General features: G+C 67.8%; 19 protein-coding genes. 17 read left to right on the top strand and 2 right to left on the bottom strand.

What is annotated here, in order from left to right; genetic code table 11:
• Window positions 1-13: 13 nt before the first annotated feature.
• Window positions 14-775, bottom strand: a complete 762-nt coding sequence (locus AC1M14_RS24805) for an SDR family NAD(P)-dependent oxidoreductase (RefSeq protein ID WP_479730613.1) — start codon at window positions 773-775, stop codon at window positions 14-16.
• Between the two features lie 302 nt (window positions 776-1077).
• On the opposite strand from AC1M14_RS24805, the gene AC1M14_RS24800 reads away from it, so the two are divergent.
• Genes AC1M14_RS24800 through AC1M14_RS24755 form a run of 10 tightly spaced genes read left to right on the top strand, consistent with a single transcriptional unit; the run spans window position 1078 to window position 10659 of the window.
• Complete coding sequence (locus AC1M14_RS24800) at window positions 1078-2229, top strand: ABC transporter substrate-binding protein (RefSeq protein WP_102775278.1); 1152 nt, start codon at window positions 1078-1080, stop codon at window positions 2227-2229.
• An 11-nt stretch (window positions 2230-2240) separates the two neighbouring features.
• Entirely contained in the window at window positions 2241-2999 is a 759-nt protein-coding gene (locus tag AC1M14_RS24795; RefSeq protein ID WP_479730612.1) for an ABC transporter ATP-binding protein, read from the top strand.
• Window positions 2996-3736 carry an ABC transporter ATP-binding protein gene (locus AC1M14_RS24790; protein WP_102775280.1) on the top strand — a complete coding sequence of 247 codons (741 nt, stop codon included), beginning with the start codon at window positions 2996-2998 and terminating at the stop codon, window positions 3734-3736. Before AC1M14_RS24795 ends, AC1M14_RS24790 begins: the two co-directional genes overlap by 4 nt.
• Window positions 3733-4605, top strand: coding sequence for a branched-chain amino acid ABC transporter permease (locus AC1M14_RS24785; RefSeq protein WP_102775281.1), 873 nt, complete (start codon window positions 3733-3735; stop codon window positions 4603-4605). Before AC1M14_RS24790 ends, AC1M14_RS24785 begins: the two co-directional genes overlap by 4 nt.
• Window positions 4605-5588: a branched-chain amino acid ABC transporter permease gene (locus AC1M14_RS24780; protein WP_479730611.1), complete on the top strand. Its 984-nt coding sequence runs from the start codon at window positions 4605-4607 to the stop codon at window positions 5586-5588. Before AC1M14_RS24785 ends, AC1M14_RS24780 begins: the two co-directional genes overlap by 1 nt.
• Window positions 5585-6748: an acyl-CoA dehydrogenase family protein gene (locus AC1M14_RS24775; protein WP_111826840.1), complete on the top strand. Its 1164-nt coding sequence runs from the start codon at window positions 5585-5587 to the stop codon at window positions 6746-6748. The genes AC1M14_RS24780 and AC1M14_RS24775 overlap by 4 nt, the downstream gene beginning before the upstream one ends.
• A gap of 23 nt (window positions 6749-6771) precedes the next feature.
• Entirely contained in the window at window positions 6772-7455 is a 684-nt protein-coding gene (locus AC1M14_RS24770) for a TetR/AcrR family transcriptional regulator (RefSeq protein WP_102775284.1), read from the top strand.
• Window positions 7409-8743 carry a phenylacetate--CoA ligase family protein gene (locus AC1M14_RS24765; RefSeq protein ID WP_479730610.1) on the top strand — a complete coding sequence of 445 codons (1335 nt, stop codon included), beginning with the start codon at window positions 7409-7411 and terminating at the stop codon, window positions 8741-8743. Before AC1M14_RS24770 ends, AC1M14_RS24765 begins: the two co-directional genes overlap by 47 nt.
• Window positions 8736-9821 carry a CoA transferase gene (locus tag AC1M14_RS24760; RefSeq protein WP_102775286.1) on the top strand — a complete coding sequence of 362 codons (1086 nt, stop codon included), beginning with the start codon at window positions 8736-8738 and terminating at the stop codon, window positions 9819-9821. Before AC1M14_RS24765 ends, AC1M14_RS24760 begins: the two co-directional genes overlap by 8 nt.
• Before the next feature lie 28 nt (window positions 9822-9849).
• Window positions 9850-10659, top strand: coding sequence for an SDR family NAD(P)-dependent oxidoreductase (locus AC1M14_RS24755; RefSeq protein WP_102775287.1), 810 nt, complete (start codon window positions 9850-9852; stop codon window positions 10657-10659).
• A gap of 47 nt (window positions 10660-10706) precedes the next feature.
• Here AC1M14_RS24755 and AC1M14_RS24750 read toward each other — a convergent pair whose 3' ends face one another.
• Window positions 10707-11339: a LysE family translocator gene (locus tag AC1M14_RS24750; protein ID WP_479730609.1), complete on the bottom strand. Its 633-nt coding sequence runs from the start codon at window positions 11337-11339 to the stop codon at window positions 10707-10709.
• A 93-nt stretch (window positions 11340-11432) separates the two neighbouring features.
• On the opposite strand from AC1M14_RS24750, the gene rsmB reads away from it, so the two are divergent.
• The 7 genes from rsmB to AC1M14_RS24715 all read left to right on the top strand — a co-directional run bounded on the left by rsmB (window position 11433) and on the right by AC1M14_RS24715 (window position 20838).
• The gene (gene rsmB / locus AC1M14_RS24745; protein ID WP_209166681.1) at window positions 11433-12770 is read left to right on the top strand and encodes a 16S rRNA (cytosine(967)-C(5))-methyltransferase RsmB; all 1338 of its coding nucleotides are present in this window, start codon (window positions 11433-11435) and stop codon (window positions 12768-12770) included.
• Between the two features lie 39 nt (window positions 12771-12809).
• Window positions 12810-13400, top strand: a complete 591-nt coding sequence (locus tag AC1M14_RS24740) for a DUF4390 domain-containing protein (RefSeq protein ID WP_102775290.1) — start codon at window positions 12810-12812, stop codon at window positions 13398-13400.
• Window positions 13397-15712: a sensor histidine kinase gene (locus AC1M14_RS24735; protein ID WP_102775291.1), complete on the top strand. Its 2316-nt coding sequence runs from the start codon at window positions 13397-13399 to the stop codon at window positions 15710-15712. Before AC1M14_RS24740 ends, AC1M14_RS24735 begins: the two co-directional genes overlap by 4 nt.
• A gap of 11 nt (window positions 15713-15723) precedes the next feature.
• Window positions 15724-16419, top strand: coding sequence for a response regulator (locus tag AC1M14_RS24730; RefSeq protein WP_102775292.1), 696 nt, complete (start codon window positions 15724-15726; stop codon window positions 16417-16419).
• Window positions 16416-17795, top strand: a complete 1380-nt coding sequence (gene trkA, locus AC1M14_RS24725; RefSeq protein ID WP_102775293.1) for a Trk system potassium transporter TrkA — start codon at window positions 16416-16418, stop codon at window positions 17793-17795. Before AC1M14_RS24730 ends, trkA begins: the two co-directional genes overlap by 4 nt.
• 3 nt (window positions 17796-17798) lie before the next feature.
• A complete protein-coding gene (locus AC1M14_RS24720) occupies window positions 17799-19268 on the top strand; it encodes a TrkH family potassium uptake protein (protein WP_102775294.1) in 1470 nt (489 codons plus the stop codon).
• Window positions 19269-19593: 325 nt separating this feature from the next.
• Window positions 19594-20838, top strand: a complete 1245-nt coding sequence (locus tag AC1M14_RS24715) for a YbdK family carboxylate-amine ligase (protein WP_102775295.1) — start codon at window positions 19594-19596, stop codon at window positions 20836-20838.
• The last annotated feature ends 8 nt before the right edge of the window (window positions 20839-20846 follow it).

Raw genomic sequence — 20846 nt, 5'->3', positions numbered from 1 at the left:
TCTCCTGTTCGTGTCAACGCGGGGCCATGCGCAGGGCACCGTCCAGACGGATGGTTTCGCCGTTGAGCATGGGATTGGCAATGATGTGTTCGGCCAGCAGCGCATATTCCGCCGGCGTCCCCAGGCGCGCCGGATGAGGCACCGATGCGGAAAGGGTCTTGCGGGCGTCTTCGGATACGCGGGCCAGCATGGGGGTGTCGAAGATGCCGGGCGCGATCGTGCACACGCGAATGGCCTTGCTGGCCAGGTCGCGGGCCGCCACGATGGTCATCCCCACGACCCCGGCCTTGGACGAGGCGTAGCCGATCTGGCCGATCTGGCCTTCATAGGCCGCCACCGACGCCGTCAGGATGCAGACGCCGCGCTCGCCTTCGGCGTCCGGCGCATTGCGGGCCATGTGCGCGGCCGCGATCCGCAGCGTGTTGAATGTTCCGATCAGGTTGATGCGGACGATGTCCGTATAGGTCTCCAGCGATCCTGGATTTCCCTCTTTGTCGACCAGCCGCACCGGTCCGCCCCGGCCCGCGCAGTGCACCAGCACACGCAAGGGGCCGAGCGTGGCCGCCCATTCGCAGGCCGCCTGTACGTCCGCTTCGACGGTGACGTCGGCGGGCGCGAACCGCGCTCCGATCTCGCCGGCCACGCGCTCGCCGTCGGACCCCGGCAGGTCCGCGATCACCACCTTTACACCCTGGGCGGCAAGGCGCCGCGCCGTTGCCAGGCCTAGCCCGGACGCGCCGCCCGTCACGAGCGCGCTACTGCCTTCTGTCTTCATGCCATCGACTCCTTGCCAAAAAGGGAGAACCCATAATACATACCATACGGTATCTTTTCAACGAAGAAGTTAAGTCGATATTTTTACTAGGGAAAATGCCTATGAATAAATTAAAAGGCGGAGATTGACCTTTAAAGATACCGAATGGTATGTTTGCGTCGAGACGCGATTCCAACCAGGCGCAGCCCCGGAAAACAGTCGCCGTCGACCGTTGCACCACGCAGTCCCCCTTCACGCAGCACGGGCGGCCTCGGCCGCCGCAGCGCCGGCGCAGACCGGCGATACAAGACGAGGAGACAGGCATGAAGCGGTTACAACAGTTGTTGCAGATGGCGCTCCCGCTGGCGCTGGCAGCCACGATGGCGGTTCCTGCCGGAGCCGCTCCGGCGCCCATCAAGGTGGGAGTCATCTTCCCGTTATCGGGCGGCGCGGGTCCGCAGGGCCAGCACGTCACGCAGGCCATCCAGGCCATGGCGGCGGTGATCAACGAAGACGGCGGCGTGCTCGGCCGTCCGATCGAGATCGTGTCGCGCGACGACGAATCCACGCCGGCCGTCGGCGTGTCGCGGGCCACGGAACTGGTCAGCGCGGGGGTGTCGGTCATCATCGAGGGCTGGAACAGCCCTGTGACGCTGGCGATGCAGCCGGTGATCGCCCGCGCCGGCGTCCTGGACATCACCGCGATATCCAAGGCGGACCCGATACTCTCCGGCGAAGGCAATCCCCTGGCCATCCGGCTGAACAGCTCCAACGCCCAGGACGGAGCGATCATTGCCGATTACATCGCCAGGACGGCGGGCGCCAAGCGCGTCGCTTTTCTGACCGAGAACGATGCCTATGGCAATGGCGCGCAGGAATCCATCGAAAAAGCCCTGAAGGCGCTCGGCCACCCCTACGAGAAAGTGGCCGAGGAGAAATTTCCTTTCACGCAGGCCGATTTCCGGGTGGCCATGACCAACGTGCGCGCGGCCAAGCCGGACGTTACCGTCGCCATCAACGCGAACGAAGGGCTGGGCATGCCCGCCATCATCCGCCAGGCCCGTCAATCGCGGCTGCCGGGCCAGCTTGTGAGCGCGGTGGGCACCGTGGCGCCCAGCGTCATCAACGTGGCCGGCGATGCGTCGGACGGCCTGATCGGCGCCGACATCTATTTTCCCGACGTGGAGCCCTTCGCGTCGAATCCCGCCAACAAGCGGTTCGTAACGAAGACCCAGCAAATGTTCAAGCTCACGCCCGACAAGTTCATGGCGCTGGGCGCGACCTCGCTGCAGGTATGGGCCCTGGCGGCCAACGAGCTCAAGACGCTGGACCGCGAGCCTGTGGCCAAACGCATCCGCGGCGGCAGCTTCAAGGGCACGCTCATGGGCGACATCACCTTCGACCCCAATGGCCAGCTGCAGTCGCACTACTACCTGTTCACGGTCAAGAACCGCAAGATCGTGGTCAAGCCATGACATCGCCGGCCATGACCGCCGCCTTGCGCGTGCAGGGCCTGGGCGTGTGCTACGGCGCCCTGGTCGCCCTGGAGGACGTCAGCTGGGAAGTCAGCCGGGGCGAGCTGCTGGGCATCATCGGCCCCAACGGCGCCGGCAAGAGCTCCTGCTACGACGCGGTGTCGGCGCTGATTCCCCGGCGTGGCAGCGTTTATCTGCATGGACGCGATATCAGCCGCGTGCCGGCGCACGGCCTGGCGCGTCTGGGCATCAAGCGGGCGTTTCAGCAGAACGCCTTCTTCGACCAGCTGACGGTGCGCGACAACATGGTGGCGGCGCTTGGCGGCACGGCCAGCCTCGGAACCAGCATCTTGCGTCCGCTGGCGGCGGGCCGCCACGCGCAGGCGCTGCGCGAGCAGGCCGGCGATTGCCTGGAGCGGTTCGGCCTGCCGCGGGAAAGCTATGGCCTGCGGCCCCACGAGATCTCGTACGGCATGCAGCGCATGCTGTCGATCGCGCTCGCCTACGGCGCGGGCGCCGAGGTGCTGCTGCTGGACGAACCGGCGGCCGGGCTGGGCGGCACCGACATGACCGCGCTGACCGCCTTGCTGCATTCGCTCAAGGCCGAGGGCGTGGCCCTGGTGGTCATCGAACATCACATGGATCTGATCATGTCGGTCGCCGACCGGATCTGCGTGCTCAACCTGGGCCGGCCGCTGGCCTGCGGGACGCCGGCAGAGATCCAGCGCGATCCGCGCGTGCTGCAGGCCTACCTCGGAGGCGAGCAATGACTTCCTCAACCCCTGTATTGAGCGCGCGCCGGCTGGAAGTCTCGTACGCCGGCAACCGGGTGCTCCAGCTCGACCAGCTGGATATCCGTGCCGGCGAGATCGTCGGCGTTATCGGCGCCAATGGCGCGGGCAAATCGACGCTCATCAACGCGATGCTGGGCTGGTCGCGCGGCCGTCCCGCCGTGAGCGGCGAGGTCTCGCTGTCGGGCAGGCCGGTAGGCCGGCTGCCGACGCACGAGCGCGTGCGCGCCGGCCTGCTGCTGGTGCCGGAATCGCGGCTGGTGTTTTCGCAGATGACCGTCCAGGAGAATCTCACTCCCGCCGTCGCGCCGGTGGAGGAGCCGGGGCGCCGCTACTACCGCCGCGACGACGTCTATGCGCTTTTTCCGCGCTTGCAAGAGCGCCGCCACCATCTCGGCGGGCAGCTGTCGGGAGGCGAACGGCAGATGCTGGGCATCGGCCGATCGCTCATGATGGGGCCGCGCGCGTTGTTGCTGGATGAACCTTCCATCGGACTGGCGCCCATGCTGGTGACGCAGGTGCTGCAAAGCCTGCGCGCCCTGGCCAGCGCCGGCCTGGCCGTCCTGCTGGTCGAACAGAACGTGCGCGCCGCCTTGCAGGTGGTCGACCGCCTGCTGCTGCTCGAGCGCGGCAGGCTCGTGCTGCAGGGGCCCGCCGCCGAAGTCGGCGCGGACCCGCGCATCGCGCAGGCCTATCTGGGAGCACATACGGCATGAGCCTGCTACAACAACTGATCAATGGCCTGGTCCTCGGCCATGCCTATGCCCTCATCGCCATCGGCTGGACTCTGTTGCTGGGCGTGGCCCGGCTGGTCAACTTCGGCCACGGCCAGATGTACATGCTGGGCGCCTTCGTCACCTGGTGGGCCACCACCACCGCCGGCCTGCCGTATCTGCTGGCCTTGCCGCTGGCCATGGCCGCCGGCGCGCTGATCGGACTTTTCATGCAGCGCATCATGCTGCGCGCCACCTTCGAACAGAACCTGGTGTCGATCATGATCATGACGCTGGGCTTCGGCTACGTGATGCACGGGGCCGCGTCGCTGGCCTTCGGATCGACCGGCCAGATCCTGGACACCGCATGGTCCCGGCACGATATCGAATTCGGCGAGCTGTGGCTGACGTGGCAGGACGCGGCCATCGTGGCGGCCGCCATCCTGCTGTTCCTGCTGCTCAAGCGCGCGCTCGATGGCAGCCGCGCAGGCCGCCTGGTCCGCATGGTGGCCGAGGATCCCAAGCTCGCACAGCTGGCGGGCATCAACGTGCGCCGGGTCTATTACGGCGTGTTCGCGTTCGAAGGCGCGGCGGTCGCGCTGGCGGCCGGCCTGGTGGCGCCGCGCACTCCCATCCTGACCTCCATGGGTTTCGAGGAGGTGATCATCACCTTCGTGGTGGTGGTGCTGGGAGGCATCGGGAGCGTGACCGGCAGCTATGTCGCCGGGGTCGCGCTCGGCGTTTTCACCGCGCTGTTCAGCGCGTTGATCTCGCCCGCCTATGCGACGGCCGCCGCGTTCGCCGTGCTGATCGCGGTCCTGGTGCTACGCCCCGGTGGCCTGAGCGCCGGCGCCATGAAAGGAGTCCATTGATGGCCACGTTATCCGTCTCCCGCCTCGCGCTGCTGCCGGGCGCCGCCGTCGTGTTCTTCCTGCCCGCCTGGCTGGGCGGCAGCCAGGCCCTTTATAGCGCCGCCGTGCTGATCGCGATCATGGCCGTCATGGCCTATGGCCTGGACGTCATCGTCTCCGACCTGGGCGAGGTCAGCCTCGGCCACACCGTCTTCTTCGCCGCGGGCGCGTATGTGACGGCCTTGCTCGCCACCCGCACCGGAGCGGGCGCCTGGCTGACGCTGGCCGCGTCCATCGTAGTGGCGCTCGGCCTGGCCGCCCTTGTCGGCCTGGTCACGCTGCGCCTGCGCGAATTCGTCTTTTCGCTGGTGACGTACGCCGTCTCGGTGGTGGCGGTGACCTTGGCCGCGAACTGGGCATTCCTGGGAGGCTCGGACGGCATCCGCGGCCTGCCGACGCTGGATCTGTCGATCGGCCCCTGGCCACTGACCGCGGGCAATGACGAGGCGCTCTGGCCCTATGCGTTCGCACTGCTGGCGGTCACGCTCTATCTGGTGGACCGCTTTCGCCATTCCCGCCTGGGACAGGCCGCGCTCATGGTGCACCTGAATCCGCGCCTGGCCACCATGAACGGCATCGATCCGCTCAAGGTACGCCTGCAGGTATTCCTGTTCTCCGCGCCGATCACGGCCTGCGCGGGCTGGCTCTATGCCTACCAGCGCGCCTACGTGAGCGCCGACATCCTGGAGACCTATTTCCTCATCCTGATGCTGACCGCGGTCGTGCTTGTCGGCCGCCGCCAGCTGCTCGGACCGTTGCTCGCCACGGCGCTGGTGCTGATCCAGGAGAAGTTTTTTTCATTCGGCGGCTATGTCGACAAGATCGTGCTCGGCAGCCTGCTGATCCTTGTTCTGGCCTTTTTCCCGCAAGGGCTCATGGGCCTGCTGACGACGCGTCGCAAGCAGCCCCGAGCCATGGCGACCACACTGGAGAACTCGAAGTGACCGTGATCTGGAATCCGACGCTGGACGATACCGCCACCCGCTGGCAAACCCTGGCCCATCGATTGGGCGCCGAACGCTTCGCGCCGCTGGCGCCCGAGCTGGACCGCGAGCAGCGCTACCCCTGGGAGACCATCTCGGCGCTGGTCGAGCACAAGTTCGCGGGCCTGTTCCTGCCCACCCAATGGGGCGGGCAGGGCGCCGACCTCGTCACCACGGTGGCGGCGGTGGAGGCGCTGGGCACGCACTGCGCGTCGACGGCGGCCATCATGTGCGCCTACCAGCTGGGCGCCTTCCCGCTGCTGCTGGCCGGCACGGACGAGCAAAAGTCCTTCTACCTGCGCGAAATGGCCGAGGGCCGCGCCACCAGCTTCGCCCTTTCCGAGCGGATCGCGGGCTCAGACGCCGCGGCCATCGAAGCCACGGCCGTGCGCGAAGGCGACGGCTGGCGGCTGCGCGGCGAGAAATACTGGATCGGCAATGGCGGCGCCTCGCGCTACTACGTCGTGTTCGCCAAGACCGATCCCGCGGCCGGCGGGCGCGGGATCAGCGCCTTCATGGTCGACAAGGAGCAGGAGGGCGCCGTCATCGACGAACTGTCGGACAAGATGGGCATCCGCGGCACCCAGACTTCGAACCTCAAGCTCGATCTCGTGGTGCCGGAAAGCGCCCGGGTGGGCGAACTCAACCGCGCGCTGCGCCTGGCGCTCCAGACGCTGAACGTCGGCCGCATCATGGTTGCCGCCCAGTCGCTGGGCGTGGCGCTCGCCGGCTACCGCGAGGCGGCCGCCCGCGCGGTCGAGCGGCGGACCTTTGGCCAGCCCATCGGCGAAAACCAGGCCATCGGCTTTCGCCTGGCCGACATGGCGACCGAGATCTCCGCCGCCCGCATGATGCTCTACCAGGCTGCGCAAGCCTATGACCGGGGGGAAGACGTGTCCAACCTGGGCGCGATGACCAAACTGTTCGCTTCGGAGGTTTCGCACCGGGTGGTGGACAATACCGTCCAGATCTGGGGCGGGCTGGGCTACTGCAAGCCAACGGTGGCAGAGCGGCTGTACCGCGACCAGCGCATACTTGAAATCTACGAGGGTTCTTCCGAAATCCAGCGGCTGGTGCTGTCGCGAGCGGTTCGCAAGGAGGCGGAAGAGCTGACTAATTGACCCGAATCCGACACGAGGTAGTAATGGTGAGTGCACAACAGAACCCGGCAGAGATGAGCGGCGGCGAGTCGCGAGAGGAAATTCTGCAGGCGGCCGCCGAACTCTTCATGGAGTTCGGCTACGCCGCCACCTCCATCGATGCGGTCGCCCAGCGCCTGGGCGCCACCAAGGGCCGCATCTATCACCATTACCGGAGCAAGGCCGACCTGTTTTTTGACGTGCAGGTGGCGGCGATGACGCGCCTGACCGACCAGATCGAGCCCATCGCCCGCAGCGGCGGCGATGCGGTCGAACGGCTGTCGGCCATGGCGCTGCGCCATACCCAGATCCTGCTCAAGGAACTTCCGATGCAGAAGGTCGCGGTCCAGGGGCTGGAGCGCCATCTGCTCGAAGCGTCCGCGGCGGCCAAGCGGCTGCGGTCCGTGGTGAAGATGCGCGATGACTACGAGCAGATGTTCGTCGAGGTGATCGACGACGGCATCCGCGCCGGTTCGTTTGTGGATCTTCCCGCCAGGCTGTTGAGTAAACCTTTCTTCGGCGCGCTGAACTGGGCCACGGTGTGGTACAGCCAGCGGCGCCTGCAGAGCGAAGAGGCGATCGACGATATCGCGCACACCCTCGCGGCCTATGCGCTGCGGGGTCTACTCAAGGACTCCAACGATGAAGCAGCAAGAGCAACCCCCTTATTCCAATATCATTTGGGATGAGGTCGAAACCTGGTCGCGGGACCGCATCGAAAGTTTCCAGCTCGATGCCCTGCGCAGGCAATTGCGGCGCGTGGCCGACAGCAGCGCGCATTACAGAAAGGTCTTCGCGGACATGGGCTTCGTGCCCGAAGACCTCAAGACCCTGGCGGACCTGAGGCGCCTGCCTTTCACCCACAAACGCGACTATCTCGACGGCCTGCGCGCCGATCCGCCATTCGGCACGCTGGCCGCCGTCCGGCCCGGCGAGGCCGTCCGGGTGCACTTTTCCTCGGGAACCACGGCCCAGCCCGCGCCCGTGCTCTGGACCCAGCATGACGTGGACCGCTGGGCCGAACTCTACGCAAGATATCTCTATGGCCAGGGCCTGCGGCGCGGCGATGTCTTCCAATGCATGTTCAATTACGCCTGGTTCGTGGGCGGCCTGGGGGCGACGCTGGCCGCGCAACGGGTCGGCGCGCTCGTGATCCCGGCTTCATCGGGAGACACGCAGCGCCAGGTGGAAACCATCTTCGAATATGGCACGGACTGCGTCATCGGCACGCCGTCTTTCATGGCCCATATGGCCGAAACGGCCCAATCCATGGGCCGCGACCTGCGCGAAGCGCGGGTGCGCATGGTCTGCGTCGGCGGCGAGCCCGGCGCTAGCGTCGCCGGCACGCGGGAACGCATCGAACGCCTCTGGGGCGCAAAGATGTTCGATTGCTACGGCGCGCTGGAATGCCAGCCCATCGGCTGGGATACCGCGGCGCAGCTCGGTCCCACGCTGGCCGAAGATTTCATCTACGTCGAGGTCCTGCACCCGGACACGCACGAGCCGGTGGCCGACGGCGAACGCGGCGTGCTGGTGCTCACCCACCTCGACAAACAGGCATGTCCGCTGGTGCGCTGGTGGACCGGCGACATCGTGGTGCGCGACAGCCGCCCCGCGCCGGACGGGCGCACCCACGCCCGCCTGCCGGGAGGCGTGCTGGGCCGCGCCGACGACATGCTGATCGTGCGCGGCGTGAACCTCTTTCCGTCCGCCATCGAAGACGTGGTGCGCAGCTTCGCCGGCGTCAGCAACGAGTACGTCATCATCATCGATGACAGCGTGAAAGACCCCAAAACCGGGTTCCTCACCGGCGTGAAGCTGCGGGTCGAACGCGAACCCGGCGCGGGCGCCGATTTGAGCGAGCAGCTGGCGCGGCTGTTGCGCGACCGCCTGAAGGTGCGCTTCCACGTCGAAGTGGTCGAGAACGGCACGCTGCCGCGCACGATCCACAAGGCGAAGCGGGTGCTCCATGTCTGAGCCCGCGACCCCCAGGCCGCTGGCGGGCAAGCGCATCGTCGAACTCTCGCAGTTCATCGCCGGCCCCACTGCGGCTCAGTATCTCGCCGACTTCGGCGCCGACGTGCTGAAGATCGAGTCGCCGCGCGGCGATGGCGTGCGGACTTTGCCGGGCAACGATTTCGGCAGCTTCTATGCGCGCAGCTTCAACACCGGAAAGCGCAGCGAGGTGCTGGACCTGGCCTCGCCCGAAGGGCGCCAGGCCCTGGAAGCGCTGCTGGCGCATGCCGATGCGTTCATCTGCAATCTCGCTCCGGGCTCGCTGGCCCGTCTCGGTCTCCAGGGCGAGGCGCTGCGCGCCCGGCATCCGGGCCTGACCGTCGTGCTCATATCCGGCTACGGCCAGCACGACGACCGCATCTGCATGGACACCATTGCGCAGTGCGAGTCGGGGTTCGCGCTGCTCAACGGCGACGAGGACGGTTCGCCGCGCCTGTCCACCGGCTGGCCGGTGGATATGTTCAGTGGCATGTACGCGGGACTGGCTTGCGCGATGGCGGTGCTGGAAGGCCGCGGACGGCTGATAGACCTTTCCATGATGGAGGTGGCCTCGGCGATGCTGCTGGGGCCGGCGGCGCTGGCGCTGAGCGAAGGCGAGACGCTGGACCCGCCCATGGGCAACCGCGACCGCGCCTCCGCGCCGTCCAGCATTTACCGCTGCGCCGACGGTCACGTCTACATCCTGGGCGGACTCGACAGCTATTGGGCGCGTCTGCGCCCGCTGGTCGGCGCCGACGATGCCCCCATCAAGGAACGCATACGCCGGGCGGCGCATTTCGATGCTCAGGTGGAGGCCTGGACCCTGCCGCAGACCCGCGAAGCGGTGCTCAGGCAGATGCGCGAGCTGCAGATTCCGGCCGGCAACGTCCGGCCGCCCGCCGAAGCGCTGGCGCTCATCCGCGCAATGCGGCCGGGTGCGGTATCGCACGTGCTCGCCAGCGGCGAGCACGTGCCGGCTTTCCCCGCCCTGTTCGACGGCCAACGCATCCCCCGCAGCCCCACGCCTGCCATCGGCGGCGCGCTGCGGCCCCTCTCTTGAATTGAACCCCTGTCTTCAGGTGAGCACGATGAATACTTCCACTTGTACGGATTCGACCCAGGTCATGCGGCCGGGGGTGTTGACAGGCCGCAGCGCGCTGGTGACCGGCGCGGGCTCCGGCATCGGCCGCGGCATCGCCCTGCGTTTGCTGGAACTGGGCATGGACGTGTTTGGCGTCGGGCGGCGCGAAGAGCCGCTGGCCGAAACGGCGGCGATGGCTGAGCGCCTGCCCGGCAGCTTCGGCTACGCCACCGCCAACATCCGCGACACCGCGGCCATCGAGGCGCTGATCGCCGAGGTGGGGGAGCGGCAGGGCATCGATCTGCTGGTCAACAACGCCGGCGGCCAGTTTTTCGCTCCGGCCACGCAGATCAGCCGCAAGGGCTGGGATGCGGTGATCGACACCAACCTGAACTCGGTCTTCGTCGTCACCAAGGCGGCCTACCCGTATCTTAGAAAGCGCAAGGGAGCGGTCGTCAATATTTCATTGTCGGGCGTGGAGCGCGGCTCCATGGGTATCGCCCATTCGATCGCCGCGCGCGCCGGCGTGCTGGGCCTGACGCGCACCCTGGCCCTGGAATGGGCCGCCGACGATATCGCGCTGAACTGCATTGGCCCGGGAGCGGTGATCACGGAAGGGCTGGCGGGCGAGGCCGCGCAGGTCATGCTGGACCGCCTGATCGCCGCCACGCCGATGGGCCGTGCCACTCCCGTCGAAGATGTCGCCGAACTGGTTGCCTTTCTCGCCACGCCGGCCGGCCATCTGATGACCGGCCAGCTATTGCAGATCGACGGAGCCGCCCATCTGGGCAGCGGCTTGCACATGCTGGCCGCATAGCCGGGGGAAGCGATTTATCTGTCCCCTAATTTTGATCCGGAGGGGCCTCAGGGACCGCTGCGCCGATACAGCGCCAGCGTCCCCGCCAGCCCGATCAGCAGCCCGCCGCAGATGCGATTCAGCCAGCGCAGGCCGGTGCCGCGCAGGGCGCGCACCATCTGCGCGCCGAGGACGGCGTAGGCCAGCATCACTGCGATGTTCATGAGCGCCATGACGCCGGCCAGGATGGCGTATTGGGCGAACAGGGGCGCGGCGGGGTTGATGAATTGCGGCAGGAAGGCGGACATGAAGAGCAGCGCCTTGGGGTTGGTTAGGGCCACCGCGAAGCTGCGCAAGCCCAGGGCCAGGCCGCCGGGGTGGGCGGCGTCGGGCTGGGCGGACGGCATGATGGGGGCGGCGTCGGTGCGCAGCATTTTCCAGCCCAGCCAGGCCAGGTAGGCCGCGCCCGCCCATTTGATGAACTGGAACGCGACCTCGGAGGCGGCCAGCACCACGCCCAGGCCCGAGGCCACGGTCCCGATCAGGACCAGGTCGGCCAGCACCGCGCCGCCCATGCCCCAGCAGGCCGCGCGCACGCCGTGGCGCGAGCCGTTGCTCATGGCGAGCAGCACGGTGGGGCCGGGGGTGACGATGATGGCGGCCGAGGCCACGATGAAGAGCAGCAGGGTGGCTAGGGTCATGGCGGGGCTCCGGAACTGGAAACAGTTTGCCGCCGCGGCGGCGATCCGTCCAGGTCCGGCTACCATAGCGGTCTTGTCTTCTGAATCTGCATTATGTCCACGCGTCCCGACTCCCCCAATCTGGCCCCCCCGCTTTCCGCCGTCCTGCTTTCCAGCGCGGAGGTGGTCGAGAGCGTGCTGGACGGCCGCTCGCTGACGGACGCGCTGGCCGATGTGGAATCGTCGCTGCGCCCGGCCGTGCAGGCGGTGTCGTTCCATGCGATGCGTTATCTGGGCTGGGCCGACGCCGTGGGGCGCGAACTGGTGCAGCGCTATCCCAGCGTGCTGTTCGAATCGCTGCTGCTGGTGTCGCTGACCCTGCTGAAGGAAGAGGGCGAGGCGGCCGCGGCCTTGCCGGGCATGCCGGTCTACGCGCCCCATACGGTGGTGGACCAGGCGGTGACCGCCGCCGCGCGCAAGCGCGCGCTGGCCTCGTACAAGGGCATGCTCAACGCCTGCCTGCGCCGCTTCCTGCGCGAACGCGCCGCGCTCCAGGCTGCGGTGGCCGACAGCCCCGAGGCCGAATGGAACCATCCGGGCTGGTGGGTGAAGCAGCTGCGCGTGGCCTATCCGCAGCAATGGCAGGAGATCCTGGCCAGCGCCAACGTGCCGGCGCCTCTCACCCTGCGCGTGAACCGCCGCCGGGCCAGCCGCGAGCAGGTGCTGGCCGCCTTCGAGGCGGCGGGCCTGCAGGCCGAGCCGGTGGGCCAGTCCGGCCTGGCGCTGTCCACGCCGCGGCCCGTGGCCCAGCTGCCCGGATTCGCCGAGGGCTGGTGGTCGGTGCAGGACGCCGGCGCGCAGCTGGCGGCCGAACTGCTGGCGCCGGCCGACGGCATGCGGGTGCTGGACGCCTGCTCGGCGCCGGGCGGCAAGACCGCGCACCTGCTGGAGCTGGCCGATATCGACCTTCTGGCGCTGGACGCCGACGCCGGGCGACTGGCCCGCGTGCAGCAGAACCTGGACCGTCTCGGCCTGGCCGGCGGCCACGTGCGGCTGAAGGCGGCCGACGCCGCCGACCTGGACAGCTGGTGGGACGGCAAGCCGTTCGAGGCGGTGCTGGCGGACGTGCCGTGCACGGCCTCGGGCATCGTGCGCCGCCATCCCGACATCCGCTGGCTGCGGCGCGAGAACGACGTGCGCCGCACGGCCGCGCTGCAGGCCAGGATCCTGGACGCCCTGTGGCGCACCGTGGCGCCCGGCGGCCGGTTGCTCTATGTAACGTGTTCGGTGTTCCCGCTGGAGGGCGTGCGCCAGGCGCTGGAGTTCGCGCAGCGCCATCCCGAGGCGATCCGGCTCGATGCGCCCGGCCAGCTGCTGCCAGTTGCGCTCGATGCAACACCCGCGGCGCAGCGCGACGGTTTTTTCTATGCCTTGTTTGCCAAGCAGTCCTGAATCGCCAAGAATAGGGGCATGACGTAGTCTCGGTGTCGTATGTCCATTATCTCGCGCGTATTTCTTGGGTTGTTGCTGGCATCTGCCTTGCTTTCGCTCGTGCCGGGCGGAGCGGCCCATGGGGCCGAACCCAAGGTCACACAGGTGCGTCCGATGGTACGCGACGGCAAGCTCGAGATCGACGCGGACATCGAATTCGGACTGAACGACCAGTTGCGCGACGCCGCCCAGCGCGGCGTGCCGCTGTATTTCACGGCCGATCTCACCATCACGCGCGAGCGCTGGTGGTGGTTCGACAAGTCCCTGGTGGACACCTCCCGGACCTGGCGCATCGTGTATAACGCGCTGACCCGGCAGTGGCGCGCCGGCGTGGGCGAACTGTCGTTCCCGGTGGCCTCGCTGGACGAGGCCATGAGCGTGGTCCGGCACGTGCGCAACTGGCCGGTGGCCGACGCCGCCGAGTTCGACGCCGACGTGCTCTACGGCGGCCAGCTGCGCCTGCGCCTGGACACCTCCATGCTGCCGCGGCCGTTCCAGGTCAATGCGCTAAATAGCAGTTCCTGGGTGCAGACCACGCCCTGGACCGACTTCTCGTTCGTGCTGAGCGACAAGGAGAAAAACCCCTCATGAGGCTGTTGCTTCGGCTGGCCCTGATGATCGGCGCGGTGAGCGGCCTGGCCCTGCTGGGGTTGCTGGCCTGGTCTACCGGCAATGCCTCGCGCTTCGCGCGCTATTACGACACGCTGCTGGTGCTGAACGGGATTTTCGCGCTGGCGCTCTTCGTCTGGGTGGTGGCGCTGACCGTGCGGCTGGCCCGGCAGATCCGCCGGCGCCAGTTCGGCGCGCGGCTGACGGCGCGCTTCGCCCTGGCGTTCGCCCTGATCGGCGTGGTGCCCGGCGCCCTGATCTACACCGTGTCGGTGCAGTTCATGTCGCGCTCCATCGAATCCTGGTTCAACGTGCGCGTGGACACCGCGCTGGAGGCGGGCCTGAACCTGGGCCGGGCGGCGCTGGATTCGCTGCTGGCCGACCTGGATGCGCGCGCCCGCTCCATGGCGATGGAACTTAACCGCAGCAGCGACAGCGCGGTGGCGCTGACCCTGACCCGGCTGCGCGAGGCCAACGGCGTGCAGGAAGCGATGGTGTTCACCGGCAGCGGGCGCATGGTGGCGTTTTCCACCAGCCAGTACGGCCAGCTGCTGCCGGCCATGCCGCCGTCCACCGTCATGAACCAGCTGCGGCTGGCGCGCGGCTACTCCGCGGCCGAGGCCGACGATCCCATGACGCCCGGCGCCGAAGGCGGGCTGCACCTGCGCGTGGTGATCCCGCTGACCGGCCCGGACCGCTACGACAACCTGCTGGGCACGGCTTCCGAACCGCGCTGGCTGCAGCTGCTGCAGCCCGTGCCGGAGCAGATCGCGCACAACGCCAACCAGGTGCAGCAGGGCTTTCGCGACTACCAGGAACTGGCGCTGTCGCGGCTCGGCCTGCGCAAGCTGTACGGCATCACGCTGACCCTGGCGCTGCTGCTGGCGGCGTTTGGCGCCATCGCGGTGGCGCTGTCGCTGTCCAAGCGGCTGGTGCGCCCGCTGCTCAGCCTGGCCGGCGGCACGCAGGCGGTGGGGGTGGGCGACTACCGTCCGCTGCCCGAGCCGCCGGAGCGCGACGAAGTGGGCCAGCTGACCCGTTCCTTCAACGCCATGACGCGCCAGCTCGACGAGGCGCGCCGCATGGTCGAGAGCAACCGCCAGCAGCTCGAACGCTCCAACGTCTACCTGGAAAGCGTGCTGTCGAACCTGTCCTCCGGGGTGCTGGTGTTCGACGAATCGTTCCGGGTCACCACCGTCAACCAGGGCGCCCAGACCATCCTGGGCGCCGACCTGCGCTCGGTCATCGGCCGCCCGCTGGAGACGGCCGACGGCATGCTGGAATTCGCCAATATCGTGCGCCAGGCGTTTTCCGCGCATGCGGCGGTGGGCTCCGAGCGCCAGCACTGGCAGCAGCAGTTCGAGATCAGCCCGGTGCAGGGCGGCGCGTCGGCCGCGCCGCAGCCCCTGACCCTGCTGGCGCGCGGCACCCACCTGAAGGTGGACGGGCGCGGCAACGGCTACCTGGTGGTGTTCGACGACATCACCGAAGTGATATCGGCCAACCGCACGGTGGCCTGGGGCGAGGTGGCGCGGCGGCTGGCGCACGAGATCAAGAACCCGCTGACCCCGATCCAGCTGTCGGCCGAGCGCCTGGCCATGAAACTCGAAGGCAAGCTGCCCCCGGCCGAGGCCCAGATCGTCGAGCGCTCCACCAACACCATCGTCAACCAGGTGGCCTCGCTCAAGCAGATGGTGGACGACTTCCGCGAATACGCCCGCACGCCGCCGGCCGTGATGCAGCGGATCGACTTCAACGCGCTGGTGGCCGACGTGCTGTCGCTGTACGGCTGGGAACCCGACGGCGGCTCGCCGCGGCATGGCGAAAAGGCGCTGAACCTGGACGTGACGCTGGGGGCCGACCTGCCGGCCATCGAGGGCGATCCGACCCAGCTGCGCCAGGTGATCCACAACCTGCTGTCCAACGCCCGCGACGCCATCGCCGAGCAGGGCGGGCAGGGGCGGGTCAGCGTCACCACGCAGCTCATGCGCAGCGAACAGCCCGATCGGGCCGATCAGAAGGCGCTCCGGTTCACCGTGGCCGACACCGGGCCGGGCTTCCCGCCCCAGGTGATGCAGCGCGCGTTCGAGCCGTACGTCACCACCAAGTCCCACGGGACTGGGTTAGGATTGGCCATCGTGCGCAAGATCGTGGAAGAACACGGCGGGCGCATCGACCTTGCCAACCGCAAGGACGGGGGCGCGCGGATCTCCATATTGTTGACCCGGCTGGCTTCCGAGGCCGATACTATGGACGCGACCGCGCAAGAAAAGGATAATGCGGCTACGCAATAGGTGGATGCTTTATGGCCAGAATTCTGGTGGTTGACGACGAAGTCGGTATTCGCGAGCTTTTGTCGGAGATCCTTTACGACGAAGGACACACGGTCGAGCTGGCTGAAAACGCCGCGCAGGCGCGCGCGGCAAGGCTGCGCATGCGTCCCGACCTGGTGCTGCTGGACATCTGGATGCCCGACACCGACGGCGTCAGCCTGCTCAAGGAATGGGGCTCGCAAGGCCTGCTGGACATGCCCGTCATCATGATGAGCGGCCATGCCACCATCGACACGGCGGTCGAGGCCACGCGCATCGGCGCCATGGATTTCCTCGAAAAACCCATCACGCTGCAGCGCCTGCTGAAAACCGTGGCCGCCGGCCTGGCGCGCGGACGCGCGCCGCATCCGGCGCCCGTGGCCGCGCATCCGGCGGCCGCCAGCCCCGCCGTGGCGCTCGAAGACGAACTCGATCCCCCCGCCCTGGCCGCCGCCGCGCCGGCCAACGAGATCCCGGCCACCTCCAACGGCCAGCTGGGCAGCATCTCGCTGGACCAGCCGCTGCGCGAGGCGCGCGACGAATTCGAGCGCATCTACTTCGAATACCACCTGGTCCGCGAAAGCCACAGCATGACCCGGGTGTCGGAGCGCACCGGCCTGGAGCGCACCCACCTCTACCGCAAGCTCAAGCAATTGGGCATCGAGTCCGCCCGCAAGCGGAGCACATGAAGATCCTGATCATGGGCGCTGGCCGCGTGGGAACCAGCGTGGCCGAGAACCTGGTGTCCGAAGAGAACGACATCACGGTCGTCGATTCCGATCCCGCCCAGCTTCAGTACCTGCAAGAACACTTCGACCTGCGCGTGGTCCATGGCGACGGCTCGCAGGTGTCGGTGCTGGAAGCCGCCGGCGCCGCCGACACCGACCTGCTGATCGCCTGTGCGGCCTCCGACACGGCCAATATGGTGGCCTGCAAGATCGCGCGCCAGCTGTTCAACATCCCCCGCCGCATCGCCCGGATCCGCTCGGTGGAGTTCGCCGAGCATCCCGAGCTCATGAGCGAAGAGGGCTTCTGTATCGACGCGCTCATCAGTCCCGAGCGCAGCGTCACCACCTACCTGCACAGCCTGATCGAGTTCCCCGAAGCCCTGCAGGTGGTGGAATTCGCCGAAGGCCGCGTCAGCGTCGTGACGGTGCGGGTCGGGCACGGCAGCCCGATGGCGCATTCGCCGGTGGATCGGCTGCGCGACGTCTGGCCCGACGTGAAGGCCCGCGTCATCGACGTGCTGCGCGGCGGACGGCCGCTGCGCGCCGGCAGCGGCACCGTCATCGCCCCGGGCGACGAAGTGGTGCTGGTGGTGGACTCGCGCGACGCGCGCCGGGCGGTGCGCCAGCTGCGCGAAGCCGAGCGCGACGTGCGCCGGGTGATGATCGCCGGCGGCGGCAATATCGGCCTGCGCCTGGCGCGCGAGCTGGCCGAGGAGCAATACAGCGTGCGCATCATCGAGCGCGACCTCAAGCGCTGCGAGTACCTGGCCACGCAGCTGCCCGACAGCGTGCTGGTCCTGCACGGCAGCGGCACCGACGAGGCCCTGCTGGAACGCGAAAGCATCGAGGACATGGACACCTGGCTGGCGCTCACCAGCGACGACGAGGACAACATCATGTCCTCGCTGCTGGCCAAGCGCCTGGGCGCGCGCAAGGTGATCGCGCTGATCAACCGCCAGGCCTATGGCGAACTGATGCAGGGCAGCCATATCGACATCGCGGTATCGCCGTCCCAGGCCACCATGAGCGAGCTGCTGCGCCACGTGCGCCGCGGCGACGTGGCCGCGGTGCACCGCCTGCGCCAGGGCGTGGCCGAGGCGCTGGAAGCCATCGCCCACGGCGACCGCTCCAATTCCAAGGTGGTCGGGCGCAAGGTGGGCCAGATCAGCCTGCCCAAGGGCGCCAGCATCGGCGCGCTGGTGCGCGGCGACGAGATCATCCTGCCCGATGCGGATACCGAAATCGAATCGGACGACCACGTCATCGTCTTCGTGCCCTCGCGCCGGCAGATGCCGCGCGTCGAAAAGCTGTTCCAAGTCTCAGCGTCGTTCTTCTGATCCATGAAGCGCGTCCTGGCGACCCTCTACATCCTGGGCCTGACGATGGTGATGTTCGCGCTCACCATGCTGATCCCGCTGGGCGTGGCCTATGTGGGCGGCGACGCGGCGCGCGACGCTTTCCTGGACGGATTCCTGATCTCGGTGGGCATCGGCGGCGGCCTGGCGGTGCTGACCCGCCGCGCCCGCTGCGAGCTGCGCGCGCGCGACGGCTTCGTGCTGGTGTCGGCGGTCTGGGCCGGCCTGCCGCTGCTGGCGGCCATTCCGCTGCTGCTCTACTTTCATGGCGCGGGGCTGCCGCTGTCGTTCACCGGCGCCTATTTCGAGGCCATGTCGGGCCTGACCACCACCGGCGCCACGGTCCTGTCCAACCTGGATGCGCTGCCGGCCTCCATCAACCTGTGGCGCGCCACCCTGATCTGGGTGGGCGGCATGGGCATCCTGGTGCTGGCCGTGGCCATCCTGCCGCTGCTCGGCGTGGGCGGCCACCAGGTGGTGCGGGCCGAAACGCCGGGGCCGATGAAGGACGAACGGCTGACGCCGCGCATCGCCAGCACGGCCAAGGCGCTGTACGCCGTGTATTTCGCCTTCTCCATCCTGTGCTTCCTGGCCTACCGCGCGGTCGGCCTGTCGTGGTTCGAGGCCTGGTGCCACATGGCCACGACCATGGGGCTGGGCGGCTTCTCCACCTGGGACGACGGCTTCGCCCATTTCGATTCGGTGGCCGTGGAAATGGTGGCGATGGTGTTCATGCTGATCGCCGGCATCAACTTCGCCACCCATTTCAACGCCTTGCGCCAGCGCAGCCTGCGGGCCTATGTGATCTGCCCCCAGGCGATTCCGTACCTGGTCCTGGTGCTGGGGACGGGGCTGGTCATCTCCGTCTTCATTTTCTGGAAAGGCGTCTATGCCGATCCGCTGCAGGCGCTGCGCTACGGGATGTTCAACACCATCTCCATGGCCACCACGACCGGCTACGCCAACACCGATTTCGCGCAGTGGCCGCTGTTCGCGCCGCTGACGATGCTGCTGTTGTCGGGCGTGGCCACCTCGGCCGGGTCCACCGGGGGCGGCATCAAGATCATCCGCGCCATCCTGCTGGTCAAGCAGGCCCGCAACGAACTGGTGACCATGCTGCACCCGCACGCGGTCAGCCCGGTGCGGATCAACGGCAGGGCGGTCGAAGCCCGCACCATGTCCTCGGTGCTGGCCTTCATGCTGTTCTACGGCCTGTCCATCGCCGTGTTCACCAGCCTCCTGCTGCTGTCGGGCCTGGACCCGATCACGGCGTTCTCGGCCGTGTTCGCCAGCATCAACAACACCGGTCCCGGCCTGGGTCCGGTCGGCCCCATGGGCAATTTCGCGGTGCTGTCCGACTTCCAGATCTGGGTCTGCACCTTCGCCATGCTGATCGGCCGCCTCGAGCTGCTGACCGTGCTGGTGCTGTTCACGCCGATCTTCTGGCGCAAGTAGCCCGGCAGGCCTCAAATTTATTGGGGATAACCCTATATAGGGTTATCCCTCTCATCCTCCGAAGCCCCGTCCAGACTGGCCTGGCGAGCACCGCAGGCCGGAAACCCGCGCCATTTCTATGCGGTAAGCGCTCGCTCACTTTCTCTCGCAGGGAAAAACCGAAGGTTTCCTGATGTTGCACATAAATGTCACGATTTTCCTTCGTTTTGCCACAAAGTAGCGGCTATCATGCAAGCACAAGCTGCCGTCTAGTGCCCCCCGGGAAGTTGCCGGGCTTCAAGGTCGAACGGCGCACTCCCTCATCAAACATTCAAAGGAGTCCGAGATGGAACAGATTCCGTTCATTTCGTCGGCCCCCAACACCCTGGGCATCGAGCTCGAGCTGCAACTGATCGACCCCCGCAGTTTTGACCTTACCGCAGCCTCTGACGAGCTGCTGGCCCAGATGGCCAACCACCCCATCGCCGACCGCGTCAAACCGGAAATCACGCGCTCGATGATCGAATTGAATTCGTCGGTGCACGAGCACCCGATGGGCCTGCTGGCCGAGATGCGCGAGATGCGCGATGCGCTTGTCGAGGCGGCCGACGCCGTCGGTGTGTCCGTTGCGGGCGGCGGCGCCCATCCCTTCATGCGCTGGCAGGAGCGCTCCATTTCCGACACGCCGCGCTTCCAGTACCTGGCCGAAATGTATGGTTACCTGGCGCGTCAATTTACTGTCTTCGGCCAGCACATCCACCTGGGCGTCCGAAACGGCGACGACTCCATCAAGCTGCTGCGCCGCCTGTCGCCCTACGTGCCGCACTTCATCGCGCTGTCGGCCTCGTCGCCGTACTGCGAGGGCGTGGACACGCTGTTCGCCTGCTCGCGCCTGAACGCGGTCAACAGCTTCCCGCTGGCCGGCCACATGCCGCCCGAGGTCAAGGACTGGTATCAGTTCGAGGCCCATCTGGCGCAGCTGCGCGCCTACGGCCTGGCCGAGAGCATCAAGGACCTGTACTGGGACATCCGCCCCAAGCCGGAGTTCGGCACGGTCGAGATCCGCGTCTGCGATACCCCGCTGACGGTCGAGCGCGCCTGCCAGATCGCGGCCTTCGCCCAGGCCCTGGCGGTGCTGCTGATGCGCGAGGACGATCCCAGCGACAACGCCTGGCTGTCCTACCGCAGCAACCACTTCCAGGCCTGCCGTTTCGGCCTGCAGGGCAGCTACGTCACGCCGGACGGCCAGCGCCTGCGCCTGATGGACCATCTGCGGGTGCTGTTCCAGCGGCTGATGCCGGTGGCCGAAGAGCTGGGCACGGGCGACATGATCGCCACGTTGCGCGACGAGTCCATGCGCAGCGGCAACGATTCGCGCTGGCTGCGCAGCCAGTTCCACCGCCTGCGCGACCTGCCGCTGCTGGTCGAGGCCATGTCCAACGCCTGGCGCGGCGTGGCCGCCGGCGCCCAGGCGCCGGCCGAGCCCACCGCGGTGCTGCGCCGCCGTATCCGGGCCACGTCCGAGCCCATGCAGGCTCTGCCGGCCTCCGAGCCCGGGGTCAGCGTGCCCATGCCGGACCGTCTGCACTAGCCTGCCGC

The organism is Achromobacter sp. SX5 (assembly GCF_056711425.1).
This window is presented reverse-complemented; position numbering and strand designations above follow the sequence as displayed.

Coding starts and splice junctions, on each gene's coding strand:
- AC1M14_RS24740 (WP_102775290.1), top strand. CDS start 12,810: ATGTCCATTATCTCGCGCGTATTTCTTGGGTTGTTGCTGGCATCTGCC.
- AC1M14_RS24795 (WP_479730612.1), top strand. CDS start 2,241: ATGACCGCCGCCTTGCGCGTGCAGGGCCTGGGCGTGTGCTACGGCGCC.
- AC1M14_RS24805 (WP_479730613.1), bottom strand. CDS start 775: ATGAAGACAGAAGGCAGTAGCGCGCTCGTGACGGGCGGCGCGTCCGGG.
- AC1M14_RS24770 (WP_102775284.1), top strand. CDS start 6,772: ATGGTGAGTGCACAACAGAACCCGGCAGAGATGAGCGGCGGCGAGTCG.
- AC1M14_RS24750 (WP_479730609.1), bottom strand. CDS start 11,339: ATGACCCTAGCCACCCTGCTGCTCTTCATCGTGGCCTCGGCCGCCATC.
- AC1M14_RS24735 (WP_102775291.1), top strand. CDS start 13,397: ATGAGGCTGTTGCTTCGGCTGGCCCTGATGATCGGCGCGGTGAGCGGC.
- AC1M14_RS24780 (WP_479730611.1), top strand. CDS start 4,605: ATGGCCACGTTATCCGTCTCCCGCCTCGCGCTGCTGCCGGGCGCCGCC.
- AC1M14_RS24715 (WP_102775295.1), top strand. CDS start 19,594: ATGGAACAGATTCCGTTCATTTCGTCGGCCCCCAACACCCTGGGCATC.
- AC1M14_RS24800 (WP_102775278.1), top strand. CDS start 1,078: ATGAAGCGGTTACAACAGTTGTTGCAGATGGCGCTCCCGCTGGCGCTG.
- AC1M14_RS24785 (WP_102775281.1), top strand. CDS start 3,733: ATGAGCCTGCTACAACAACTGATCAATGGCCTGGTCCTCGGCCATGCC.
- AC1M14_RS24730 (WP_102775292.1), top strand. CDS start 15,724: ATGGCCAGAATTCTGGTGGTTGACGACGAAGTCGGTATTCGCGAGCTT.
- AC1M14_RS24765 (WP_479730610.1), top strand. CDS start 7,409: ATGAAGCAGCAAGAGCAACCCCCTTATTCCAATATCATTTGGGATGAG.
- AC1M14_RS24755 (WP_102775287.1), top strand. CDS start 9,850: ATGAATACTTCCACTTGTACGGATTCGACCCAGGTCATGCGGCCGGGG.
- AC1M14_RS24760 (WP_102775286.1), top strand. CDS start 8,736: ATGTCTGAGCCCGCGACCCCCAGGCCGCTGGCGGGCAAGCGCATCGTC.
- rsmB (WP_209166681.1), top strand. CDS start 11,433: ATGTCCACGCGTCCCGACTCCCCCAATCTGGCCCCCCCGCTTTCCGCC.
- AC1M14_RS24790 (WP_102775280.1), top strand. CDS start 2,996: ATGACTTCCTCAACCCCTGTATTGAGCGCGCGCCGGCTGGAAGTCTCG.
- AC1M14_RS24720 (WP_102775294.1), top strand. CDS start 17,799: ATGAAGCGCGTCCTGGCGACCCTCTACATCCTGGGCCTGACGATGGTG.
- trkA (WP_102775293.1), top strand. CDS start 16,416: ATGAAGATCCTGATCATGGGCGCTGGCCGCGTGGGAACCAGCGTGGCC.